Raw genomic sequence first — 19,289 nt, 5'->3', positions numbered from 1 at the left:
ATTTCATGGATAACCAACAAGCGATTTCGCAGCGGCCCCGGCTGCGCATTGCCGTCGATATCGGCGGCACCTTCACCGACATGGCGGCGTTCGACGAGGCCAGCGGCCGGCTGCTGTTCGGCAAGGCCCTGTCCACGCATGGCGAGCTGGTCAACGGCATCCAGGCCACGATAGACAGCGCGGGCATCGACTGGCGCGACGGCCATCTGTTCCTGCACGGCTCCACCATTGCCATCAACACGCTGCTGGAGCGCAATGGCGCCCACACCGCGCTGCTGATCACCGAGGGCTTTCGCGACATCTACGAGATCGGCCGCGTGAACCGGCCCGATGCCTACAACCTGTTCTTCAACAAGCACCAGCCGCTGGTGCGGCGCTCGCTGCGCCATGAGGTGTCCGAGCGCCTGCGCGCCGACGGCAGCCTGCACAAGCCGCTGGACGAGGCGGCCGTGCGCGAGCTGGCCCGCGAGCTGGCAGGGCAGGGCGTGGAGGCCGTGGCCGTGCTGCTGCTGCACTCCTACCGCAATCCGGCGCACGAGCAGCGCGTCAAGCAGATCCTGCAGGAAGAGATGCCGGGCGCCTTCGTCTGCGCCTCGCACGAGCTGTCGCAGGAGTACCGCGAGTTCGAGCGCGTGTCCACCGCCGTGGCCAATGCCTATGTGGGGCCGCGCGTGTCGCAGTACCTGGGCCAGCTGGAGAACCACCTGGGCGGCAAGGGCTTCGAGGGCGATTTCTACATCGTGCAGTCCACGGGCGGCCTGTTCCCGGTCGAGCATGCCAAGGTGGGCTGCGTTCGCATGCTCGAATCGGGTCCGGCGGCCGGCGTGATCGGCGCCCAGGCCATCTGTGCGCAACTGGGCATGGGCGATGCCATCGCCTTCGACATGGGCGGCACCACGGCCAAGGCCGGCGTGATCAGCGAAGGCCGGCCGCTGACCACGGGCTCGGCGCTGATCGGCGGCTACGAGCAGGCCCTGCCGATACAGATCCCGATGATGGACATCCACGAAGTGGGCACGGGCGGCGGCTCCATCGCCCGCGTGGAGACGGGCAACGCGCTGCGCGTGGGCCCGCAGAGCGCCGGCTCCATCCCCGGCCCCGTGGCCTATGGCCGTGGCGGGCTGGAGCCCACGGTGACCGACGCCAACCTGGTGCTGGGCCGGCTGGACGCGGAGCATTTCCTGGGCGGCGAGCTGCAGCTGGACATGGACGCCTGCCAGCGCCAGATGGCCGAGCGCGTGGCGACCCCGCTGGGCCTGGAGCCCACCGAGGCGGCCGACGGCATCCTGCGCATCGCGGTGACGCAGATGTCGCATGCCGTCAAGGCCGTGACCACCGAGCGCGGCCTGGATGCGGGCAGCTTCACCATGGTCGTCTACGGCGGCGCGGGTCCGTTGCACGCCTCGGCCATTGCGCGCGAGATCGGCATCCGCAAGGTGCTGATTCCCTATGCGCCCGGCTATTTCTCGGCCTACGGAATGCTTTTCTCCGACCTGCGCTACGACTACGTGCGCTCGGTGTTCCGCAAGCTGGGCGAGGTGTCCTTCGAGGAGATCGAGGCCGCCTACCAGAGCATGGAGGACGAGGGCCGCGCCGCGCTGGCGCAGTCCGGCATCGCGCCGGACGGCATCGTGATCGAGCGCGCCGCCGACATGCGCTACGTGGGCCAGGAGCATGCGGTGACCGTGGACCTGCCCATGGCCTTCTTCGAGGGCCGGGACCGCTCGGCCATCAAGCGCCAGTTCGACGAGCTGCACAAGGTGCGCTACGGCACCTCGGCCCCGCAGGAGCCGGCCGACCTCGTGAGCCTGCGCGTCACCGTGCTGGGCACGATGAAGAAGCCGCCCAGGCACAGCGTGGAGCGCGGCAGCGCCGAGCCCAGCCGTGCCTCCGTGCGCACGGTCAAGCCCGTCTATTTCCGCTCCAGCGGCTGGGTGGACACGCCGGTGCATCTGCGCGAGCGCCTGCTGGCGGGCAACGAGATCGCGGGGCCCGCGCTGATCGAGGAACACGCATCCACCACCGTCGTGCAGCCCGGCGACCGGCTGCGCGTGGACGAACTGGGCAATCTGCAAATCGACATCGGGAGCGACCGCACATGAACCACCCCACTGACTCCAGGCCCGTCGATCCGGTCACCGTCGAGATCATCCGCAACGGCCTGTACGCCGTCACGGAGGAGATGAAGACCAACCTGACGCGCACGGCCTACAACCTCATCATCTACGAGGCGCTGGACTTCACGGTCGGCCTGTTCACGCGCGAGGGCGACACGGTGTCCATCGGCCTGGGCCTGCCCATGTTCATCCGCGGCATGTCGGAGACGGTCAAGGCCAAGATCCGCCATTTCGGCTACGAGAACATCCTGCCCGGCGACATCCTGGTCACCAACGATGCCTACACCACCGGCAGCCACCTGAACCACTTCACGTTCACCATGCCGGTGTTCCATGAGGGCCGTCTCGAAGGCTTCACCTGCTGCATGGCCCACTGGCTGGACGTGGGCGGCACGCTGGGCAACGTCACCACGGACATCTTCAGCGAGGGGATACAGATCCCCATCATGAAGTACCAGCGCCAGGGCGAGGTCAACCAGGACCTGATCGACATCATCGCGATGAACGTGCGCCTGGCCGAGCGGGCCCTGGGCGATCTGCGCGCGCAGATCACGGCCATCACCACGGGCGAGCGCCGCTATGTGGAACTGCTGCAGCGCTATGGCGTGGATGCGGTCAACGGCGCCATCGCGCAGATCATGGATTCCAGCGAGGCCGTGGCGCGCAAGAACACGCTGTCGATTCCCGATGGTGTGTACGAGGCCGAGTCCTTCATGGACGACGACGGGCTGGACATCGGCAAGCGCATTCCCATCCGCGTCAAGGTCACGGTGCAGGGCGACGAGATGACGGTGGACCTGTCGGACGTCTCCAAGCAGGTGCGCGGCTTCTACAACTCGGGCTTCACCACGGGCATCGCCTGCGCGCAGGTGGCCTACAAATGCCTCACCACGCCGACCGACTACCCGGTCAACGACGGGAGCTTCCGGCCGCTCAAGGTGATCATGCCCATGGGCACGGTGATCAGCGCCGAGAGGCCCTATCCCATGCGCGTGTGGATGACCTTCCCCATGACGGTGATCGACACCATCTTCAAGGCGCTGGCGCCCGCGATTCCCGACCGCTCCATCGCGGGCCACCATGCGGACCTGGTGTTTCCCAACATCCATGGCATCTCGCCCGAGGACGGGCGGCTGTTCATCGTCGGCATCGGCCCGCTGGGCGGCGGCTGGGGCGCCAAGAGCCGCGAGGACGGCGTGTCCGTCACCGTCTGCATCAATGACGGCGACACCCACAACAGCCCCACCGAGCAGCTCGAGGCCAAGTACCCGGTGCTGGTGGAGAAGTACGAGATCCGCCAGGACTCGGCCGGCGCGGGCCAGTACCGGGGCGGCCTGGGCGCGGAGATGGTGGTGCAGGCGCTGTCGCCCTTCACCGTCACCACGCGCATCGACCGCGTGCACTGCAAGCCCTGGGGCCTGGAGGGCGGCGGCGACGCCATGGGCAACGGCCTGGCCGTGCGCCACAAGGGCGAGTGGAAGACCGACCACGCCAACGCCAAGATCTTCAACGTGCGCCTGGAACGCGGCGATGCCTACCGCATGCTGTCGGGCGGCGGCGGGGGCTTTGGCGACCCGCTGGCGCGCGAACTGGACAAGGTGGCCGAGGACGTGCGCGAAGGCTATGTGAGCGCCCAGGTGGCCCGCGAGGTCTACCGCGTGGCGCTGGACAGCCAGGGACAGGTGGACCACGAGGGCACGCAGGCGCTGCGCAGCGGCAGGTCTCCGTCGGCCGCCGCGGCAACCTCAGCCGTAGCCTGGGACGGGCAGTGAGCACGGCCATGGCCTCCGACCACGCCCTGCAGGCCGAGCGGCTCTGGGACCTGTGGTGCGCCCTGGCGCTGCGCCATGTCGCCCTGGGCGGTGCCTGCGCCTGCGGGGCGGGCGGCATCAGCCTGCGGCTGGAGGACTTCGAACTGGATATCGTGGACTACCTGCAGGACGGAGGCGAGCGCTGCGAGCAGCCCGAGGTGGCGGCCTGGTTCCGTGCCCGGCCCGCACCCGGGCAGGGCGCGCAGCCGCTGCGCGGCCTGCTCGATGCGCTGGGCTCGGACGAGGTGCCGCAGGCCGTGGCGCAGTGGGCGCTGGCGCGGCTGGAGCGCACGCTGCGCTCGTTCGCCGAGGTGCATGGTGGGGCACAGGGCGGGGTACAGGGCGGGGTGGCGTCATGAGCGGGCATTTCTCCAGCCTGCTGGCCCTGGCCGAAGCGGCGGGCCAGCGCATTCCGGTCACCGTGCTCACGGGCTTTCTGGGCAGCGGCAAGACCACGCTGCTCAACCGGCTGCTGGCGCTGCCGGACCTGCACGGGACGGCCGTCATCGTCAACGAGTTCGGTGCGGTCGGCATCGACCAGGACCTGACCAGCCTGGCCTGCGAGGACACGGTGCTGCTGGCCAATGGCTGCCTGTGCTGCAGCGTACGCGGCGATCTGGTGGAGGCGCTGGAGCGCCTGGCCCTGCGCGAACAGGGCGCGCCGCGCCGCGTGCTGATCGAAACCAGCGGCCTGGCGGACCCGGGGCCGATACTGCGCTCCTTCCTGGGCGAGCCCGCCGTGCGGGCGCGCTATGCGCTGGCCGGCGTGGCCTGCACGGTCGATGCCGTGCTGGGCAGCGCCACGCTGGCAGGCTATCCCGAAGCCGTGCGGCAGCTGGCTGTGGCTGACCTGGTGCTGCTGACCAAGACAGACTTGCTGGGCGGCGCACAGCCCGCTGCGCAACTGCTGGCCCAGGTGCACGCCATCAACGGCGAGGCGCCGCAAGGCATGGACCCCGCCCACCATGTGGCGCTGCTGCAGCGGCTGATGTCGGAAGGCGCGACGGGGCAGGAGGACGCCGCTGCGGGCATGCTCCAGGCACCCGGCTACCGGGCCATGGCCCAGCCTTTGATGGCTCCGGTGACAGCGCCGGCAGGCGCGCACCGCGACGGCATCTCGTCCTTTGTGCTGCAGCGCGACGAGCCCCTGCCCGCGCAGGCGTTCGGCGAATGGATGGACTGGGTCACGGCCATGCGCGGCGATGACCTGCTGCGCGTCAAAGGCATCGTGCACCTGCAGGAGCATCCGGACCAGCCCCTGGTCATCCATGGCGTGCAGCACCTGTTCGCCCCGCCGCAGACGCTGCCCCGCTGGCCGGGTGCCGAACGGCGCACGCGCATCGTCTTCATCACGCGGGGGCTGGATGCCCAGGCCCTGGACGACACGCTGAGCGTGCTGGTGCGCAGGCACAGGCGGCGCGCGCCGATTCAGGACCCGGGCTGAGCCACGCAACGGCCGGCCCATTTTCAAAAGAAACAGGAGACAAAGCATGAAAACTCTGACACGGCTGAAGGGGCCGATGCTGGGCGCCTTATTTGGTGCGCTGGCTGCCTTGCCCATCGCCAGCATGGCCTCGTCCAGTGCGCCCGCCGCCTTTCCCGAGCCGGGCAAGATGGTCAAGGTCATCGTCCCGTTCGTGGCGGGCGGCGGCGTGGACAGCGCCGCGCGCCTGTTTGCCGAGCAGTTGCGCAAGCAGCTGGGCACGACGGTCATCGTCGAGAACCGCGTGGGCGGCAGTGGCGTGGTGGGCGGCCGCGCGGTGCTGGCGGCTGCCCCCGATGGCTACACCCTGCTGTTCTCGGCCGCCACGCATGTGCTGGCCAAGCAGGTGCTGGCCCATCCGCCCTATGACCCGCAGACAGACTTTGTCCCCGTGGCGCGCGTGGGCGAGGCGCCGCTGATGCTGGTGATATCCCCGCAGCTGCCCCACAGCAAGCTGGGCGAGGTGCTGGCCGCAGGCGCCAAGAGCACGTGGACGGCGGCCATTCCCGCCGTGGGCGCACCCAGCCACCTGGCCACGCTGCTGCTGGCCCAGCAGGGCCGCATGCGCCTCGAGTACGTGCCCTACAAGGGCACGCAACCCGCGCTGGTGGATGTGGGCGGCGGCCATGTGGACCTGCTGCTCGACTCCATGGTCTCCGTGCTGCCGCTGGCCAAGGCCGGCAAGGTGCGGCCGATTGCCATCACCTCCGGCAAGCGCAGCCCGCTGGCGCCCGAGGTGCCCACCATGCAGGAAAGCGGCTTGCCGCGGTTTGCCTACACGTCCTGGTACGGACTGTGGGCGCCCAAGGACACGCCTGCCGACCGGGTGCAGCGGCTGAACCAGGCCTCCAACGCGGCGGTGGCCGAGCTGGCCAGGTCCGGCGCCTTCGCGAGCCTGGGCATCGACACGGTTTCGGAGAGCACCGAGCAGTTCAAGCGTTTCATTGCCGCCGATGTGGCGCAGAGCGCCGCGCTGCTCAAGGGCGCGGGCTTCAAGCCCGAGTAGCCGGGCAGACCCCGGCACACGCCCGAGAAAAACAAAGAGCAAAGAGCAAAGAGCAAAGAGCAAAGCAAAGCAAAGCAAAAAATCACAAGGAGACAACATGCAGGTATTCATACGCCAGGCCCTGGCCGCCTCGCTGGGGCTGGCCGCCGCGCATGCGGGCGCGCAGTCCTCGGTATCGATCTCGGGCACCGTCGATGTGAGCGTCAGGCAGGTGCGCAACCAGGGCCTGGGCACGGTCACCTCGCAGGCCAGCGGCGCCAACTCCACCAGCAAGCTGGTATTGCGGGGGCAGGAGGACCTGGGCGACGGCCTGAGCGCGGGCTTCTACCTGGACGGCAGCCTGCTGGCCGACACCGGCGCCATGGGTGCCAGCGGCCCGTTCTGGGACCGGCGCTCCACGGTCAGCTTGGCCTCGCGCCAATGGGGCGAGCTGCGGCTGGGGCGGGACTGGGTGCCCACGCACCTGGTGTGGAGCGGCTTCGATCCGTTTGCCACGCTGGGCATCGGCAGCGCCAATGGCTTTCGCTCGTTCACGGCTTCCCGCGCGCTGGGCCAGGCCTTCGGCACGGCGCCGGAGTCGCAGGCTGCCAATCCCACGCTGCGCGTGAGCAATGCGGTGGAGTATTTCCTGCCGGCTGGCCTGGGCGGGCTGCAGGGCGTGTCCGGCAGCCTGATCGCCACCTTGGGCGAGAAGGGCGCCACGGCGGCAGGCCAGACGCGCGGCAACGGCTTTCGGCTGGGCTGGGCGGGCGCGGGCTGGAACGTGGCGGGCGCGCAGTTCACCACGCGCAACACCCTGAGCGGCATCCATTTCAAGGACCAGAGCTACGGTGTCTCCTACGACTTCGGTTGGCTCAAGGCCAGCCTGGCCCAGCGCCGCTGGGTGCATGGCGTGGACCGCACGGTCAACACCCTGGTGGGCATGAGCGTTCCCGTGGGCAGCGGCGTGGTCAAGCTCAGCTATGTCAAGGCCGACCAGACGGGCGCGACGGCGGCGCAAAGCGCCAGCGATGCCGACCTATGGGCGCTGGGCTATGTGCACTCGCTGTCGCGGCGCACGGCGCTGTACGCGCATGCGGCCCGCATGTCCAACCGCAATGGGGCGGCCTTCGCCATTGCCGGGGGTGCGGCTGTCAGCGGCAATCCGGCCGCGGCCAATTACTTTGGCGGGCGCGCTTCCACGGCCTTCGAGCTGGGCCTCCGGCACGACTTCTGACGGGCGGCGTGGGCGGCGTGCGCGCTGGTTCGTGGTCATTGCTGCACCCCATGCAGCAGTGAACTGCACGCCGACCTATTGCTGCCCTCAATCGCTTCTTCTACGCTGCACCCATTTCACGGAGCAGCGAGATGAATCCATTGATCAAGGTCCGCATGGACGCCGCAGGCACCCCCGACGCCATGCGCCTGGAGCCGGTCGAGGTGCAGGCGCCCGGCCCCGGCCAGGTCTGGCTGGAGCAGACGGCCATCGGCGTGAACCCGCTGGACGTGAGCCAGCGCAAGGGCGCTGTCGCCATCGCCTTTCCCTCGGGCCTGGGGCTGGAGGGCGCGGGGCGGGTGGCCGCCGTGGGCGAGGGCGTGACGAATGTGGCCGTGGGCGAGCGCGTGGGCTACGCCACGGGGCCGCTGGGCGCCTATGCCAGCGCCCGCCTGTATCCGGCCGAGCGCCTGGTGAAGCTGCCCGATGCGCTGCCTGACGACGCGGCGGCGGCCGTGCTGTTCAAGGGCATCACGGCGCAGTACCTGCTCAAGACCACCCATGCCGTAGGCCCCGGCAGCCGCATCGTGATCTATGGCGCCGCCGGTGCGCTGGGCCAGTTGATGTGCGCCTGGGCCAGGCACCTGGGCGCCCTGGTGATCGGCGTGGTGTCCAAGGCAGCCAGCGTGGAGCGCGCGCGGGCGGCCGGCTGCGACGAGGTCTTCGTGTTCGATGCGGCCACGCTGCCGGGCCAGGTGCTGCAGGCCACCGGGGGCCTGAAGGCCGACGTGGTCTACGACCCCATCGGCCGCACGACGCTGGGCGCCTCGCTGGACTGCCTGCGCCCGCGCGGCCTGCTGGTGTCCTTCGGCGCGACCTCCGGCCTGCCCGATCCCATCTCGGTGGCCACGCTCAATGCCAAGGGCTCGCTGTTCCTCACGCGCCCCTCGCTGGCCGCGCACACGGCTACGGCGGCCGAGTACCAGGAGCGCGCACGGGACGTGCTGGCCGCCGTGGCGGCCGGCATCATCGTGCCCGGCGTCTGGCGCCGGTATGCGCTGGCGGAGGTGGCGCAGGCGCATGGCGATCTGGAGCAGGGACGCTCCCAAGGTGCGATCATCCTGACCCCATGAACCTTCTGGACAGCCAGCACGCCGATGAACTGGCGGCCCTGGTGGCGCTGCATGAACAAGGCTCCTTCGCTGCGGCGGGGCGGGCCTTGCTGCGCCATCCGTCCGTGCTGTCCAAACGCCTGAACGCGCTGGAGACCCGTCTGGGCGTGCGGCTCGTGGAGCGCAGCACACGCCATCTGCACCTGACCGACGAGGGCCTGCGCCTGGTGGACAAGGTGCGCCAGGCGGCCGGCCTGATCGCCGATGCCCAGAAGGAGGCCGCCCAGGGCGCCTCGCAGGCGCGGGGCAGGCTGCGGCTGTCGCTGCCGGCAGCGATGGGGAGGCGCTGGCTCAGCCCGCTGCTGGCCGAGTTTGCGCTGGCCCATCCGCAGATCGTGCTGGAGGTGGAGTATGCGGACCGCTTCGTGGACATCGTGGGCGAGCGCTTCGACGCGGCGGTGCGCATAGGCCGGCTGGCGGACAGCCGTCTCGTGGCGCTGCGGCTGGGCGGGCACCAGCGCATCCTGGGCGCCGCGCCCGCCTACCTGCAGGCCCACGGCACGCCCGCGCACCCCGAGGACCTGGCGGCGCACCGCTGCCTGGGCTTCACGGGGCTGCAATCGTTTCCGCAATGGGAGCTGGTGCACGGTGGCGCATCGGGCGATGTGCCTCAGGGCCAGGCCCGGCACACGGTGCTGGTGCGCGGCCCCATGGTCAGCAATGACAGCGAGGCCCTGCTCACGGCGGCCGTTATGGGGGTGGGCATTCTGGCCGGCGGCGACTGGCTGATGAGCGAGCACATGGCCGCAGGCCGGCTGGTGCGGGTGCTGCCGCAATGGCGCCTGGATGGCGCCTCGGGCATCTACTTCGTGCGGCCCTCGGCGGCGTTCAGCAGCGCGGCCATGACGGCGCTGCGCGACTGCCTGGTGCGGTGGTTTGCCACGCGCAGCCCCTGGCGCACGGGGCATGACACACTGGCGCCGCCCCTATCGTCTTGCGCATCCGCTCCATGACCCAAAGACCCTCGCCGCCCGCCTTGGCGGCCGCCTTGCTTCCCTGGCTGTTCGTGCTGCTGTGGAGCACGGGCTTCATCGGCGCCAAGTTCGGCCTGCCCTATGTGGAGCCGCTGACCTTTCTGACGCTGCGCTATGCCATCGTCCTGGTGCTGATGGCGGCGGTGGCCCTGGTGCTGCGCGCGCCCTGGCCACGGTCGGCACGCCAGTGGCTGCACATTGGCGTGTCAGGGCTGTTCGTGCATGGCGTGTACCTGGCCGGGGTGTTCACGGCCATCGCCCACGGCCTGCCTTCGGGCGTGACGGCCCTGGTGGTGGGGCTGCAGCCGCTGATCACGGCCCTGGTGGCCGGCACCTTGCTGGGCGAGTCCGTGCGGCCCCGGCAGTGGGCCGGGCTGGCGCTGGGCTTCACGGGCGTGGCCCTGGTGGTGGCGGGCAAGATCGCCTCGGTGCCGGTCCATGCCCTGCTGGCCATGCTGGTGCCGGCCGTGGTGGCGCTGGCCGGCATCACGGCCGGCACGCTGTACCAGAAGCGGTTCTGCCCCTCGTTTGATCTGCGCACGGGCTCGGTCATCCAGTACCTGCCCTGCCTGGTGGCGACGGGGGCGCTGGCCCTGGCCACCGAAACCATGCAGGTGCGCTGGAGCGGCGAGTTCCTGTTCGCGCTGGGCTGGCTGGTGCTGGTGCTGTCCGTGGGCGCGGTCAGCCTGCTCAACCTGCTGATACGCCGCGGCGGCGCCGTGCACGTGGCCAGCCTGTTCTACCTGACGCCGCCGGCCACGGCCCTGATCGCCTGGGCCATGTTCGGCGAGACGCTGGGCGGCCTGGCGCTGGCGGGCATGGCCTTGACGGCAGCCGGCGTATGGCTGGCGCGCCAGGGGCGCTAGCTTGCCCCGCAAGCCGCGGGCAGGGCATGCGCAAAGGCGGGATACTGCGGCACTGTCAGCCCACGAATACCGGATTTCCGCACCATGCCCATCAATGAACTGCGCGCCATCGCCACCTTTGCCAAGGCGGTCGAGCTGGGCAGCCTGCGCCAGGCGGCGCTGTCCCAGGGCGTGAGCCCCCAGGCCGCCAGCCAGGCGGTGGCCCATCTGGAACAGCACCTGGGCGTGCGCCTGCTGCACCGGACCACGCGCAGCCTGGCGCTGACCGAGGAGGGCCAGCGTTTCCTGCAGGACACCCAGCCGGCGTTGGCCGCGCTGGACCGCGCACTGAACCTGGCACGCGACAGCCGCGAGGGCATTGCGGGGCCGTTGCGCATCGTGGGCCCCAAGTCCTGCTTTGCGCCCGTGCTGATGCCGCTGCTCGATGAGTTCTGCCGCCTGCACCCGGGCATCGTCCCCGATGTGCGGCTGGACGACGGCATAGGCAACTGGGTGCTGGACCGGGTCGATGCGGGGTTTCGCATCGGCGCCTCGCCCGATGAAAGCGTGATCGGGCGGCGGCTGTTTCCCGTGCAGCTCATCGTCTGCGCGGCGCCGCAGTACCTGCAGCGCCATGGCGTGCCCCGGTCGCTGGACGAGCTGGCCGCGCACCGCTGCAGCATGTTCCGCCATGCGGCCACGGACACGGTGATGCCCTGGTACCTGCCGGTCGATGGCGAGCTCACGCACCGCTACCTGCAGCCGGCCCTGTCCACCAACGATGCCGAGCTGGAGCTGCATGCCGTGCTGGCCGGCCAGGTGCTGGGCCAGCTGTCCAACATCTGCGCGGCCGCGCACATCCGCGCGGGGCGCCTGGTGCCCGTGCTGCTGGAGCATGTCAGCGAGCACATCGGCCTGCATGTCTACTACGGCAGCCGCGACGCGCTGCCCCGGCGCGTGCGTGCCTTCATCGACCTGGCCGTGCAGCGGCTGCAGGACTGCCCGGACTATCTGCTGACCATGGAAGAACTGGAAAGGGCGGCGGCCGCAGGTGCCGCCGCCCTTTCCGGGGGCTGACCGGGATCAGGTCCGGCCGTTCAGGCCAGATCGATCACGCCAGATCGAACGGCAGCTTGCGCACGGGCTTGCCCGTGAGCTGCGCCACGGCGTTGGCGAAGGCCGGGGCCAGCGGCGGCAGGCCGGGCTCGCCCATGCCCGTCGGCGGCTCGGCGCTGGGCACGACGTGGACGGCGATCTCGGGCATGTCGGTGATGCGCGGCACGGCGAAGTCGCCGAAGTTGCTCTGCTCCACCACGCCGTCCTTGAGCGTGATCGCCGCGCCGGGCAGGCACATGGACAGGCCCATCAGCGCTGCGCCCTGCACCTGCGCCTCGATGGTGCGCGGGTTCACGGCCAGGTTGCAGTGCACGCCGGCCGTGGCCTTGTGCAGCACCGGGCGGCCGTCCTTGACCGAGGCCTCCACCACATAGGCCACCACCGTGTCGAAGGACTCGTGCACGGCCACGCCCCAGGCGTGGCCCGCGCGCAGCTGGCGCTTGCCGTAGCCGCTCTTGTCCACGGCCAGCTGCAGGGCCAGGCGATGGCGCGGGTGCTTGTCGCCGAACATCTGCATGCGGTAGGCCACGGGGTCCTGGCGGCTGCTGCGCGCGATCTCGTCGATCAGCGTTTCCATGACGAAGGCCGTGTGGGTCGATCCCACGCTGCGCCACCACAGCACGGGCACGTTGACCTTGGGGTGGTGCACGGTCAGGCGCATGGGCAGCGGATAGGGCTCGCGCATGCCCTCCACGGCCGTGGCGTCGATGCCGTTCTTGATCATGCCGCCCTCGAACATGGTGCCCGCCGTGATGGACTGGCCCACGATGGCGTGGTCCCAGGCCAGCACCTTGCCGCGTTCGTCGAAGCCGATCTTCGCGCGGTGCAGGTGCATGGGGCGGTAGTAGCCGCCCTTGATGTCGTCCTCGCGGCTCCAGACCATGCGCACGGGAGCGTTCAGGCCGGCGCGGCGCGCGGCCAGCGCCACCTGGCAGGCCTCGACCACATAGTCGCTGGTGCCCACGCCCCGGCGGCCAAAGCCGCCGCCGGCCATCTGCACGTGCACGCGCACCTGCTCGGGCTTGAGGCCCAGCACGCGCGCGGCGGCCATGCCGTCCACGCCCGCGAACTGCGTGCCCAGGTAGAGGTCGGCACCCGCCTCGCCGGTCTCGCCCATCTGCACCGTGCAGTTGAGCGGCTCCATGGGCGCATGGGCCAGGTAGGGGAAGCTGAACTCGGCCTCGATATGGCGCGGCGCCTTGTCCAGCGCCGAGATGTCGGCGTCGAAGTGGCGCGCGCCGGGCTGCGCGGCCAGCTCGCGGTACTGGGCCAGCTGGCGTTCGCTGTCCACCTTCTCCACGGCGTCGGTGTTCCATTGCGCCTTCAGCGCTTCGCGGCCCTTGCGCGCTGGCCAGTAGCCGGTGGCGATCACGGCCACGCCTTCGCCGCCACCGTCCACGGGCACGCGCAGCACGGCCTTGACGCCGGGCACGGCACGCGCCGCAGCGTCGTCCAGCGAGGCCAGCTGCGCCTTGAACACGGGCGGGTGTGCAATCACCGCCGTCAGCTGGCCCGGCAGGTGCATGTCGATGCCGAAGCTCTGCTGGCCGCTGCTCTTGGCCCGGGCGTCGATGCGGCCCGTGGGCTTGCCGATCAGCCGGAAGTCCTTGGGATTCTTCAGCACGACGGTGGCCGGCACGGGCTGGGCCATGGCGGCCTGGGCCAGCTCGCCATACGACAGCTTCTTGCCGTTGGGGCCGAGCACGAAGCCCTCGCGCGTGCGCAGCGTGGCGGCGTCCACCTTCCACTGCGCGGCGGCGGCGGCCACCAGCATGGCGCGCGCACGGGCGCCCAGCTCGCGGTACTGGGTGTAGCTGTGCTTGAGGGCGGTGGAGCCGCCCGTCATCTGGATGCCGTAGCGCGGATCGGCATAGGCCGCATCGTTGCCGCCCAGGCGTGCGCGGACCTTGCTCCAGTCGGCGTCCAGCTCCTCGGCCAGCACCAGGGGCAGGGCGGTGTGCACGCCCTGGCCGAACTCCAGGCGGTTGATGGCCACGGTGACTTCGCCGCTGGGCGAGATCTCCACGAAGGAGGCGGGCTGCTCGGTGGGCTTGAGGCCGGCGGCCTCGCCCTTGCCCGGCGCCTGCGCCATGGCGGGAAACACGCCCAGGGCCAGCGAACCGGCACCGGCGATCTTGAGGAAGCTGCGGCGGGGGATCTGTGCAAGGGCTGGCGCGTCGGCGATGGCGGCAGCGGCCTCGTCACGGTCCAGGATGTGCTGCAGGGCGCGCGGCAGTTCGGCGGGGTTGAAGGTGGTCAGCATGCGGCGTTCTCCGTTCAGCCCAGGGTGCGCGCGGCATCGGCCACGGCCGTGCGGATGCGTGCATAGGTTCCACAGCGGCAGATGTTGCCGGCCATGGCCGCGTCTATCTCCTCGCCGCTGGGCTTCTTGCCCTTGGGCAGCGACTTGAGGAAGGCCGTGGCGCTCATGATCTGCCCGCTCTGGCAGTAGCCGCACTGGGCCACGTCGTGGCGCACCCAGGCATCGCGCACGGCGGTGCCCACGCGGTCGGAGCCCGAGGTCATGGCCTCGATGGTGGTGATCTTCTGGCCCGCGGCCGCCGAGATCGGCGTCACGCAGGAACGTATGGCCTGGCCGTTCATGTGCACCGTGCAGGCGCCGCACAGCGCCGCGCCGCAGCCGAACTTGGTGCCGGTCATCTCCAGCGTGTCGCGCAGGGCCCACAGAATGGGCGTCTCGGGGTCCAGGTCCATGGAAACGGTCTTGCCGTTGATGGTGAGATCGGTCATCGCAGTCTCTCCTTGTTGTGGGTCAGTCAGGCAGGGGTGGGGTCCCCGCAGTAGTGTCGTGCGCAGCTGCGGCCCATGGAAGCCGGGCGCCGTCGAGGCGCGAATATAGAAAGAGGCCTTGCTTGCAACTAGTCCTGATTTGATTGATGCATTGGCAAGTGCAAGTTGCGAATGGGGTGCAAGGGCTTGATCACATAGGAGAGCACCATGTCCAAGGAAACCGTTCACTCGATGGAACCGCAAGCCGCGTTGTGCGTAGACGTTGCTGATTTAGCCTTGCGCCTCAAGGTCGAAGCCGCCCGTGCTTGCATGCGCGCTGGCCTGGGTCATTCAAATGAGGAAGTTGAGGCCACATTCGCTGCCAGGCGAAAGCAGGTCGCCGCAGATCAGAGAAACAAGGCGTCTGAACGATGAAAAGGAGCAAGCTCGCCCCGAGACGCTGAGGCTGTATCGCCCCGGGCCCAGGATGGCTCGTTCAATGCACAAACCCACCCTTGATGAACCGCACGGGCTCGGCGTCCATGCGTGCAATCAGCGCGCCCAGGCCGTCGGCCACGGCGCCAGCGCCGGAGGTGGCCTTGGCCGTCGTGTCCGTGCGGCAGACCAGGTCGTCCTCCGACCAGCCCTGGGCGCCCGGACGCGATAGCGCGCGCAGCCAGCCGCTGCGGTCGCCCAGCCATTGCATGCCCTGCAGCTGCTCCGAGCCGCTGAGCAGGGCCATGGCCTGCCAGGCGCGCGGGTCGTTGACGGTGCAGTCCAGGGCGCTGGCGGCGCGGTTGCCGCCATCGGGCGACAGCTGCAGGCTGACCAGGCGCGGGTCTTCCTGCACCGGGCCGCTGCCTGCCACCACCCTCAGCCGCTGCTGGCGGCTTTGCCAGGTGCTCAGGCGGCGTGCGGGCTGGCCTGCGCACTGCACGGCCATGTCGGGAAGTCCCACGGGATAGGGCCAGTTGCCGGCGATCTGCAGCATCTGGCCTGCGGCGCGGGCCTTCATGAAGTCGATCAGGGCCCAGGCGTCGTCGCTGGACAGCCGGTCGGCCTGGCCGTGTGCCCGTGCGCCGTCGCCAGACTCCACGGGGCGGCGGTCATGAAGAATGGCCCAGAGCAATTCCCCATCGGCGCGGCGCCACAACAGCGGGCTGGTGAAGTTGGGCGGCCAGACCGGCTGACTGGCGGCCAGCGGGCCGTGGCCCCGGCCATCGGCACCGTGGCAGGCCGTGCAGTGCTGGGCATAGGCGGCGCTGCCGCGCGCAATGCTCTCCACGCTGAAGCCCGTGGGCGAGGCATGGAAGCTGGTGGCATGCGCGGGCACCAGAATCAGGTCGGCACGCGGCCAGGGGGCCAGCAGCAGGGCGAGCGCGGCCAGCGCGGTCAGCACCAGGGCCGGCAGGCGGATGCGGCGCAGAACCAGGACCAGCACCAGGGCCAGCACCAGCAAAACGATGGCGGTGGCCACGGCCGCCAGCGACCACAGCAGGCCCCGGGCCTGGCCCAGGTCGATCACCAGGTTTTCGCCGGACAGGCGCACGGCCCACGGCCAGGCGGGCTGCCCATCCACCGTGCCGGCCAGGCCCAGGCCGTGCAGCAGCTGCAGCAGGCCGACCTGGGCCTGCTGCATGGCGCCGATCAAGGGGTTGAGCCAGTCGGGGGAGTCGCTGCGTTGCATCGGAGGCGGGCGCTACCAGGTCTGGTCCAGGCCCAGGTGGCGCAGGGCCTCGTGGCGCAGCTCGGACAGGCGGGCATGGCCGCGCTGGCGCGGGTAGGGCAGGTCCACATCGATCTCGGCCACGATGCGGGCGGGCCGCTGGCTGAAGACCAGCACGCGGTGGGCCAGGAAGAGGGCCTCTTCCACATCGTGGGTGACCAGCAGCACGGAAAAGCCTGCGCGCTGCCAGATCTTGAGGATCTCGCTTTGCATGGCCAGCCGCGTCAGCGAGTCGAGCTTGCCCAGCGGCTCGTCCAGGATCAGCAGGCGCGGGTCGTTGACCAGGGCGCGCGCCAGGGCCGCGCGCTGGGCCATGCCGCCCGACAGCTGGTGGGGATGGCTGTCCGCGAAATCCTCCAGCCCGACCAGGCGCAGGGCCTCATCGATGCGGTGGGCCTGGCTGTCCAGCAGGCCGCGTGCCTGCAGGCCCAGGGCCACGTTGCCGCGCACCGTGCGCCAGGGAAACAGCGTGGGGTCCTGGAAGACGACGATGCGCGAGGGATCGGGCTCGGTGATGGCCGTGCCGTCCTGCGCCACGGCGCCGGCCGTGGGCGCGTCCAGCCCGGCCACCAGGCGCAGCAGCGTGGACTTGCCGCAGCCGCTGGGGCCCAGCAGGGCGACGAACTCGCCGGGCCGCACCTGCAGGCTGACCTCGTCGAGCACCTGCAGCGCGCCCTGCCCCTGGCCGAACCAGTGGCTGACGGCCTGCACATCGATGGCCGCGCCGGCTAGGGCCGCCCCGGCGATGGCGGGCGTGGCTGCGGCGTTGGCGGCGTGTTCTGCGGCAATCACCATTTGACGGTTCCCTTCTGCCACGACAGCGTGCGGTCGCGCACGGTGAACAGCAGCGTGATCAGGCCCGAGCACAGCACGGCCATGACCAGCAGCGCCGTGTACATGTTGGCGTAGGCTGCCCAGCCCTGGGCCCATTGCAGATACCAGCCCAGGCCGGCCTTCACGCCCATCATCTCGGCCGTGATCAGCACCGAGAACGAGGCGCCCAGCCCCATGAACAGGCCCACGAAGACCTGGGGCAGGGCGGCCGGGATGGCCACGCGCAGCACCAGGAACCAGGGCGATGCGCCCAGCGTGCGCGCCACGTCGTAGTAGCTCTTGCTGACCGAGGCCACGCCCGACCAGGTCAGCACGGCCACCGGAAAGAACGTGGCCAGCGCCACCAGGAACACGGCTGCCGAGTAGCTCGACGGCGCGAAGAAAAAGGCCAGCGGCAGCAGGGCCGAGGCCGGCACCGGCCCCAGGAAGCGCAGCAGCGGATGCACCCAGTAGCCCGCGATGCGCGACCAGCCTATCCACACGCCCGTGAGAAAGCCGATCACCGCGCCGAACACGATGCCGTTGAGCAGCAGCCGCAGCGAATACAGCGTGGACAGGCCCAGGCGCTGCCAGTCCTCATGGACCACGTCGATCAGGCTTTGCGGCGGTGCGAAGAACGGCGGCGGCAGCGCGCCGAGCTTGGCCGTCAGCGTCTCCCACAGCGCCAGCAGCAGCGGCGCGGCCACCAGCCAGGCACCGGCCGGGCGCAGCCAGCGGTCGATGCGCCGTACGCGCCGTGCGCCTCGTACAGGCAGCACGACCGATGCCAGCAGCAACAGGGCCACGGCCAGGGCGGCAATGCCGAATTCCTGCGTGAATGCCCATTCGCTGAAGCCGATCTCCTTGTTGGGCCACAGCAGGGTCAGCATGCCCAGGCCGGCCCAGGCGGCGGCGGCCAGCAGGCCGGTGCGCCAGGGGCCGGCCTTGCGCGTGCCCTGCGCCTGTTCCCGTTCCAGGCCGGGTGCGGCATCCGTGGCGCCCAGGCGCCAGCGTGGTCTTGCGGTGCTCATGCGAGGACGTCCAGCGTGATGTGGCTGGCAAAGCGGCCAGGGTCGGTCTGCTTCTTGAGCACGCCGGCCGTGCGGAAGTCGGCCGCAAAGGCCTGGACCTCGTCGCGCAGCGGCTTGCCGTGCGGATGGTGCTTGAAGGTCAGCTCGGCCAGCAGGCGCTGCAGGTCCTCGACGGGCACCTTGGGCGAGTACTTGGCAAAGATCTTCGCCGTTTCGTTGGGGTTCTCGGCGATGTAGTCCGAGGCCTGGGTCAGCGCGCGCACCACGCTGGCCGCTGCGGGCTTGTTGGCCCGGGCGAACTTTGCGCCTGCGCCGATCACGCAGCAAATGCTTTCGGCGTACTCGTTCTTGGCGCTGTTGCCCAGTTCGAGGAAGGTGCCGGGGTTGCGCTTTTCGATCAGGTAGAGATTCGGGTCGCCGTCGGCAATGGCCTGGATCTCGCCCTTCTTGGCGGCCACATCCAGCAGGTCGGCCGGGTAGACGCGCCATTCGATGTCCTTGTCCACATCCAGGCCGCGCTTGGCCAGGTGGATGGAATAGAACTGCTTGGCCGGGCTGTTGAGATCGGCCACGCCGATGGTCTTGCCCTTGAGCGTGCTGGGGTCCAGCGTGACGCCGGCCGACTTCAGGCCGACCAGGCGCAGGCAGCCGCCATGCACGCTGCCGATGAGCTTGACATCCAGCCCCGCCTCCAGCGGCTTGATCCAGCGATGGATCAGGCCCGCGCCTGCATCGGCCTTGCCCGTGGCCAGCGCCTCCAGCAACTGGTCGGCCGAGCCGCCCCAGTTCAGCAGTTCCACGTCCAGGCCGTTGCGCTCGAAAAAGCCGCGCTCCAGCGCCACGGGAATGGGCGAATGGCAGAAGCTGGCCTGGCTCCAGGCAAAGGTGATCCTCTGGCGCGGCTGCGCCCCGGCGCGGCCGCTGAACCAAGCGGCCGATCCCAGCGCGCCGGCTGCGGCGCCGGCGCGGATCAGGGTGCGGCGCGAGAGCGAGGGCTCGGTCGCCTCGGGAGCATCGAGCGCCCCGAAAGCACCGCAATCTGCGCCATGGGCGCAGCGGCTGTCCTGGGTCCTGTCGATCTCGGTCTGGGTCTTGCGGGTCATGGAACTCCCTCCAAAGCAGTTTCGGGACTGCCGATGCTGTCCGCTCAGTGCCGTGTTTCCAACGACGCAAAACGCGCATCCATATGTGCGTGGCAACTAGGAAGGGCGCGGCCCGGCGACATGCGCAAACCGAATAAGCGAACGCGTTTTTCTTCGTAGTGCGCAGG

Annotated in this window: 17 protein-coding genes; 11 read left to right on the top strand and 6 right to left on the bottom strand. The window is 70.0% G+C overall.

Features of this window, described 5'->3' with window-relative positions; translation table 11 throughout:
• The first annotated feature begins 5 nt into the window (after positions 1-5).
• The 10 genes from ACF8O7_RS12940 to ACF8O7_RS12895 all read left to right on the top strand — a co-directional run bounded on the left by ACF8O7_RS12940 (position 6) and on the right by ACF8O7_RS12895 (position 11,680).
• Positions 6-2,102: a hydantoinase/oxoprolinase family protein gene (locus tag ACF8O7_RS12940; RefSeq protein WP_016450909.1), complete on the top strand. Its 2,097-nt coding sequence runs from the start codon at positions 6-8 to the stop codon at positions 2,100-2,102.
• Positions 2,099-3,889, top strand: a complete 1,791-nt coding sequence (locus tag ACF8O7_RS12935; protein ID WP_016445484.1) for a hydantoinase B/oxoprolinase family protein — start codon at positions 2,099-2,101, stop codon at positions 3,887-3,889. Before ACF8O7_RS12940 ends, ACF8O7_RS12935 begins: the two co-directional genes overlap by 4 nt.
• An 8-nt stretch (positions 3,890-3,897) precedes the next feature.
• Complete coding sequence (locus ACF8O7_RS12930) at positions 3,898-4,287, top strand: hypothetical protein (RefSeq protein ID WP_126310952.1); 390 nt, start codon at positions 3,898-3,900, stop codon at positions 4,285-4,287.
• Entirely contained in the window at positions 4,284-5,372 is a 1,089-nt protein-coding gene (locus ACF8O7_RS12925) for a GTP-binding protein (protein WP_126310951.1), read from the top strand. The genes ACF8O7_RS12930 and ACF8O7_RS12925 overlap by 4 nt, the downstream gene beginning before the upstream one ends.
• A gap of 46 nt (positions 5,373-5,418) precedes the next feature.
• Complete coding sequence (locus ACF8O7_RS12920) at positions 5,419-6,417, top strand: tripartite tricarboxylate transporter substrate binding protein (RefSeq protein ID WP_126310950.1); 999 nt, start codon at positions 5,419-5,421, stop codon at positions 6,415-6,417.
• Between the two features lie 97 nt (positions 6,418-6,514).
• Positions 6,515-7,633 (top strand): porin, encoded by a 1,119-nt coding sequence (locus tag ACF8O7_RS12915; protein ID WP_017405827.1) that lies wholly within the window; start codon positions 6,515-6,517, stop codon positions 7,631-7,633.
• A gap of 131 nt (positions 7,634-7,764) precedes the next feature.
• Positions 7,765-8,745 carry a quinone oxidoreductase gene (locus tag ACF8O7_RS12910; RefSeq protein ID WP_013800704.1) on the top strand — a complete coding sequence of 327 codons (981 nt, stop codon included), beginning with the start codon at positions 7,765-7,767 and terminating at the stop codon, positions 8,743-8,745.
• Positions 8,742-9,737, top strand: a complete 996-nt coding sequence (locus ACF8O7_RS12905; RefSeq protein ID WP_199959230.1) for a LysR family transcriptional regulator — start codon at positions 8,742-8,744, stop codon at positions 9,735-9,737. The genes ACF8O7_RS12910 and ACF8O7_RS12905 overlap by 4 nt, the downstream gene beginning before the upstream one ends.
• Positions 9,734-10,624 (top strand): DMT family transporter, encoded by an 891-nt coding sequence (locus ACF8O7_RS12900; RefSeq protein WP_046984933.1) that lies wholly within the window; start codon positions 9,734-9,736, stop codon positions 10,622-10,624. Before ACF8O7_RS12905 ends, ACF8O7_RS12900 begins: the two co-directional genes overlap by 4 nt.
• An 84-nt stretch (positions 10,625-10,708) precedes the next feature.
• Positions 10,709-11,680, top strand: a complete 972-nt coding sequence (locus tag ACF8O7_RS12895; RefSeq protein WP_016445491.1) for a LysR family transcriptional regulator — start codon at positions 10,709-10,711, stop codon at positions 11,678-11,680.
• A gap of 34 nt (positions 11,681-11,714) precedes the next feature.
• Here ACF8O7_RS12895 and ACF8O7_RS12890 read toward each other — a convergent pair whose 3' ends face one another.
• Both ACF8O7_RS12890 and ACF8O7_RS12885 read right to left on the bottom strand, forming a co-directional pair.
• Positions 11,715-13,982 (bottom strand): xanthine dehydrogenase family protein molybdopterin-binding subunit, encoded by a 2,268-nt coding sequence (locus ACF8O7_RS12890; protein WP_126310948.1) that lies wholly within the window; start codon positions 13,980-13,982, stop codon positions 11,715-11,717.
• A gap of 14 nt (positions 13,983-13,996) precedes the next feature.
• Positions 13,997-14,470, bottom strand: coding sequence for a (2Fe-2S)-binding protein (locus ACF8O7_RS12885; protein ID WP_012207419.1), 474 nt, complete (start codon positions 14,468-14,470; stop codon positions 13,997-13,999).
• Positions 14,471-14,677: 207 nt separating this feature from the next.
• Here ACF8O7_RS12885 and ACF8O7_RS12880 point away from each other — a divergent pair, with 207 nt between their 5' ends.
• The gene (locus ACF8O7_RS12880; RefSeq protein ID WP_096913988.1) at positions 14,678-14,884 is read left to right on the top strand and encodes a hypothetical protein; all 207 of its coding nucleotides are present in this window, start codon (positions 14,678-14,680) and stop codon (positions 14,882-14,884) included.
• A gap of 61 nt (positions 14,885-14,945) precedes the next feature.
• On the opposite strand, the gene ACF8O7_RS12875 is transcribed toward ACF8O7_RS12880, so the two are convergent.
• From ACF8O7_RS12875 to ACF8O7_RS12860, 4 genes are read right to left on the bottom strand one after another with little or no spacing between them, the layout of a single operon-like run.
• The gene (locus tag ACF8O7_RS12875; RefSeq protein WP_126310947.1) at positions 14,946-16,136 is read right to left on the bottom strand and encodes a cytochrome c; all 1,191 of its coding nucleotides are present in this window, start codon (positions 16,134-16,136) and stop codon (positions 14,946-14,948) included.
• Between the two features lie 12 nt (positions 16,137-16,148).
• Positions 16,149-16,970 (bottom strand): ABC transporter ATP-binding protein, encoded by an 822-nt coding sequence (locus tag ACF8O7_RS12870; RefSeq protein ID WP_016450923.1) that lies wholly within the window; start codon positions 16,968-16,970, stop codon positions 16,149-16,151.
• Positions 16,964-18,019: an ABC transporter permease gene (locus ACF8O7_RS12865; RefSeq protein WP_126310946.1), complete on the bottom strand. Its 1,056-nt coding sequence runs from the start codon at positions 18,017-18,019 to the stop codon at positions 16,964-16,966. Before ACF8O7_RS12865 ends, ACF8O7_RS12870 begins: the two co-directional genes overlap by 7 nt.
• Positions 18,016-19,122, bottom strand: a complete 1,107-nt coding sequence (locus tag ACF8O7_RS12860) for an ABC transporter substrate-binding protein (RefSeq protein WP_126310945.1) — start codon at positions 19,120-19,122, stop codon at positions 18,016-18,018. Before ACF8O7_RS12860 ends, ACF8O7_RS12865 begins: the two co-directional genes overlap by 4 nt.
• Positions 19,123-19,289: the final 167 nt, after the last annotated feature.

The organism is Delftia sp. WSY_16 (assembly GCF_043104415.1).
GTDB classification, from domain to species: domain Bacteria; phylum Pseudomonadota; class Gammaproteobacteria; order Burkholderiales; family Burkholderiaceae_C; genus Comamonas; species Comamonas tsuruhatensis.
Note: the sequence above shows the minus strand (reverse complement) of the source record. Positions and strands in the feature narration are given on the sequence as shown.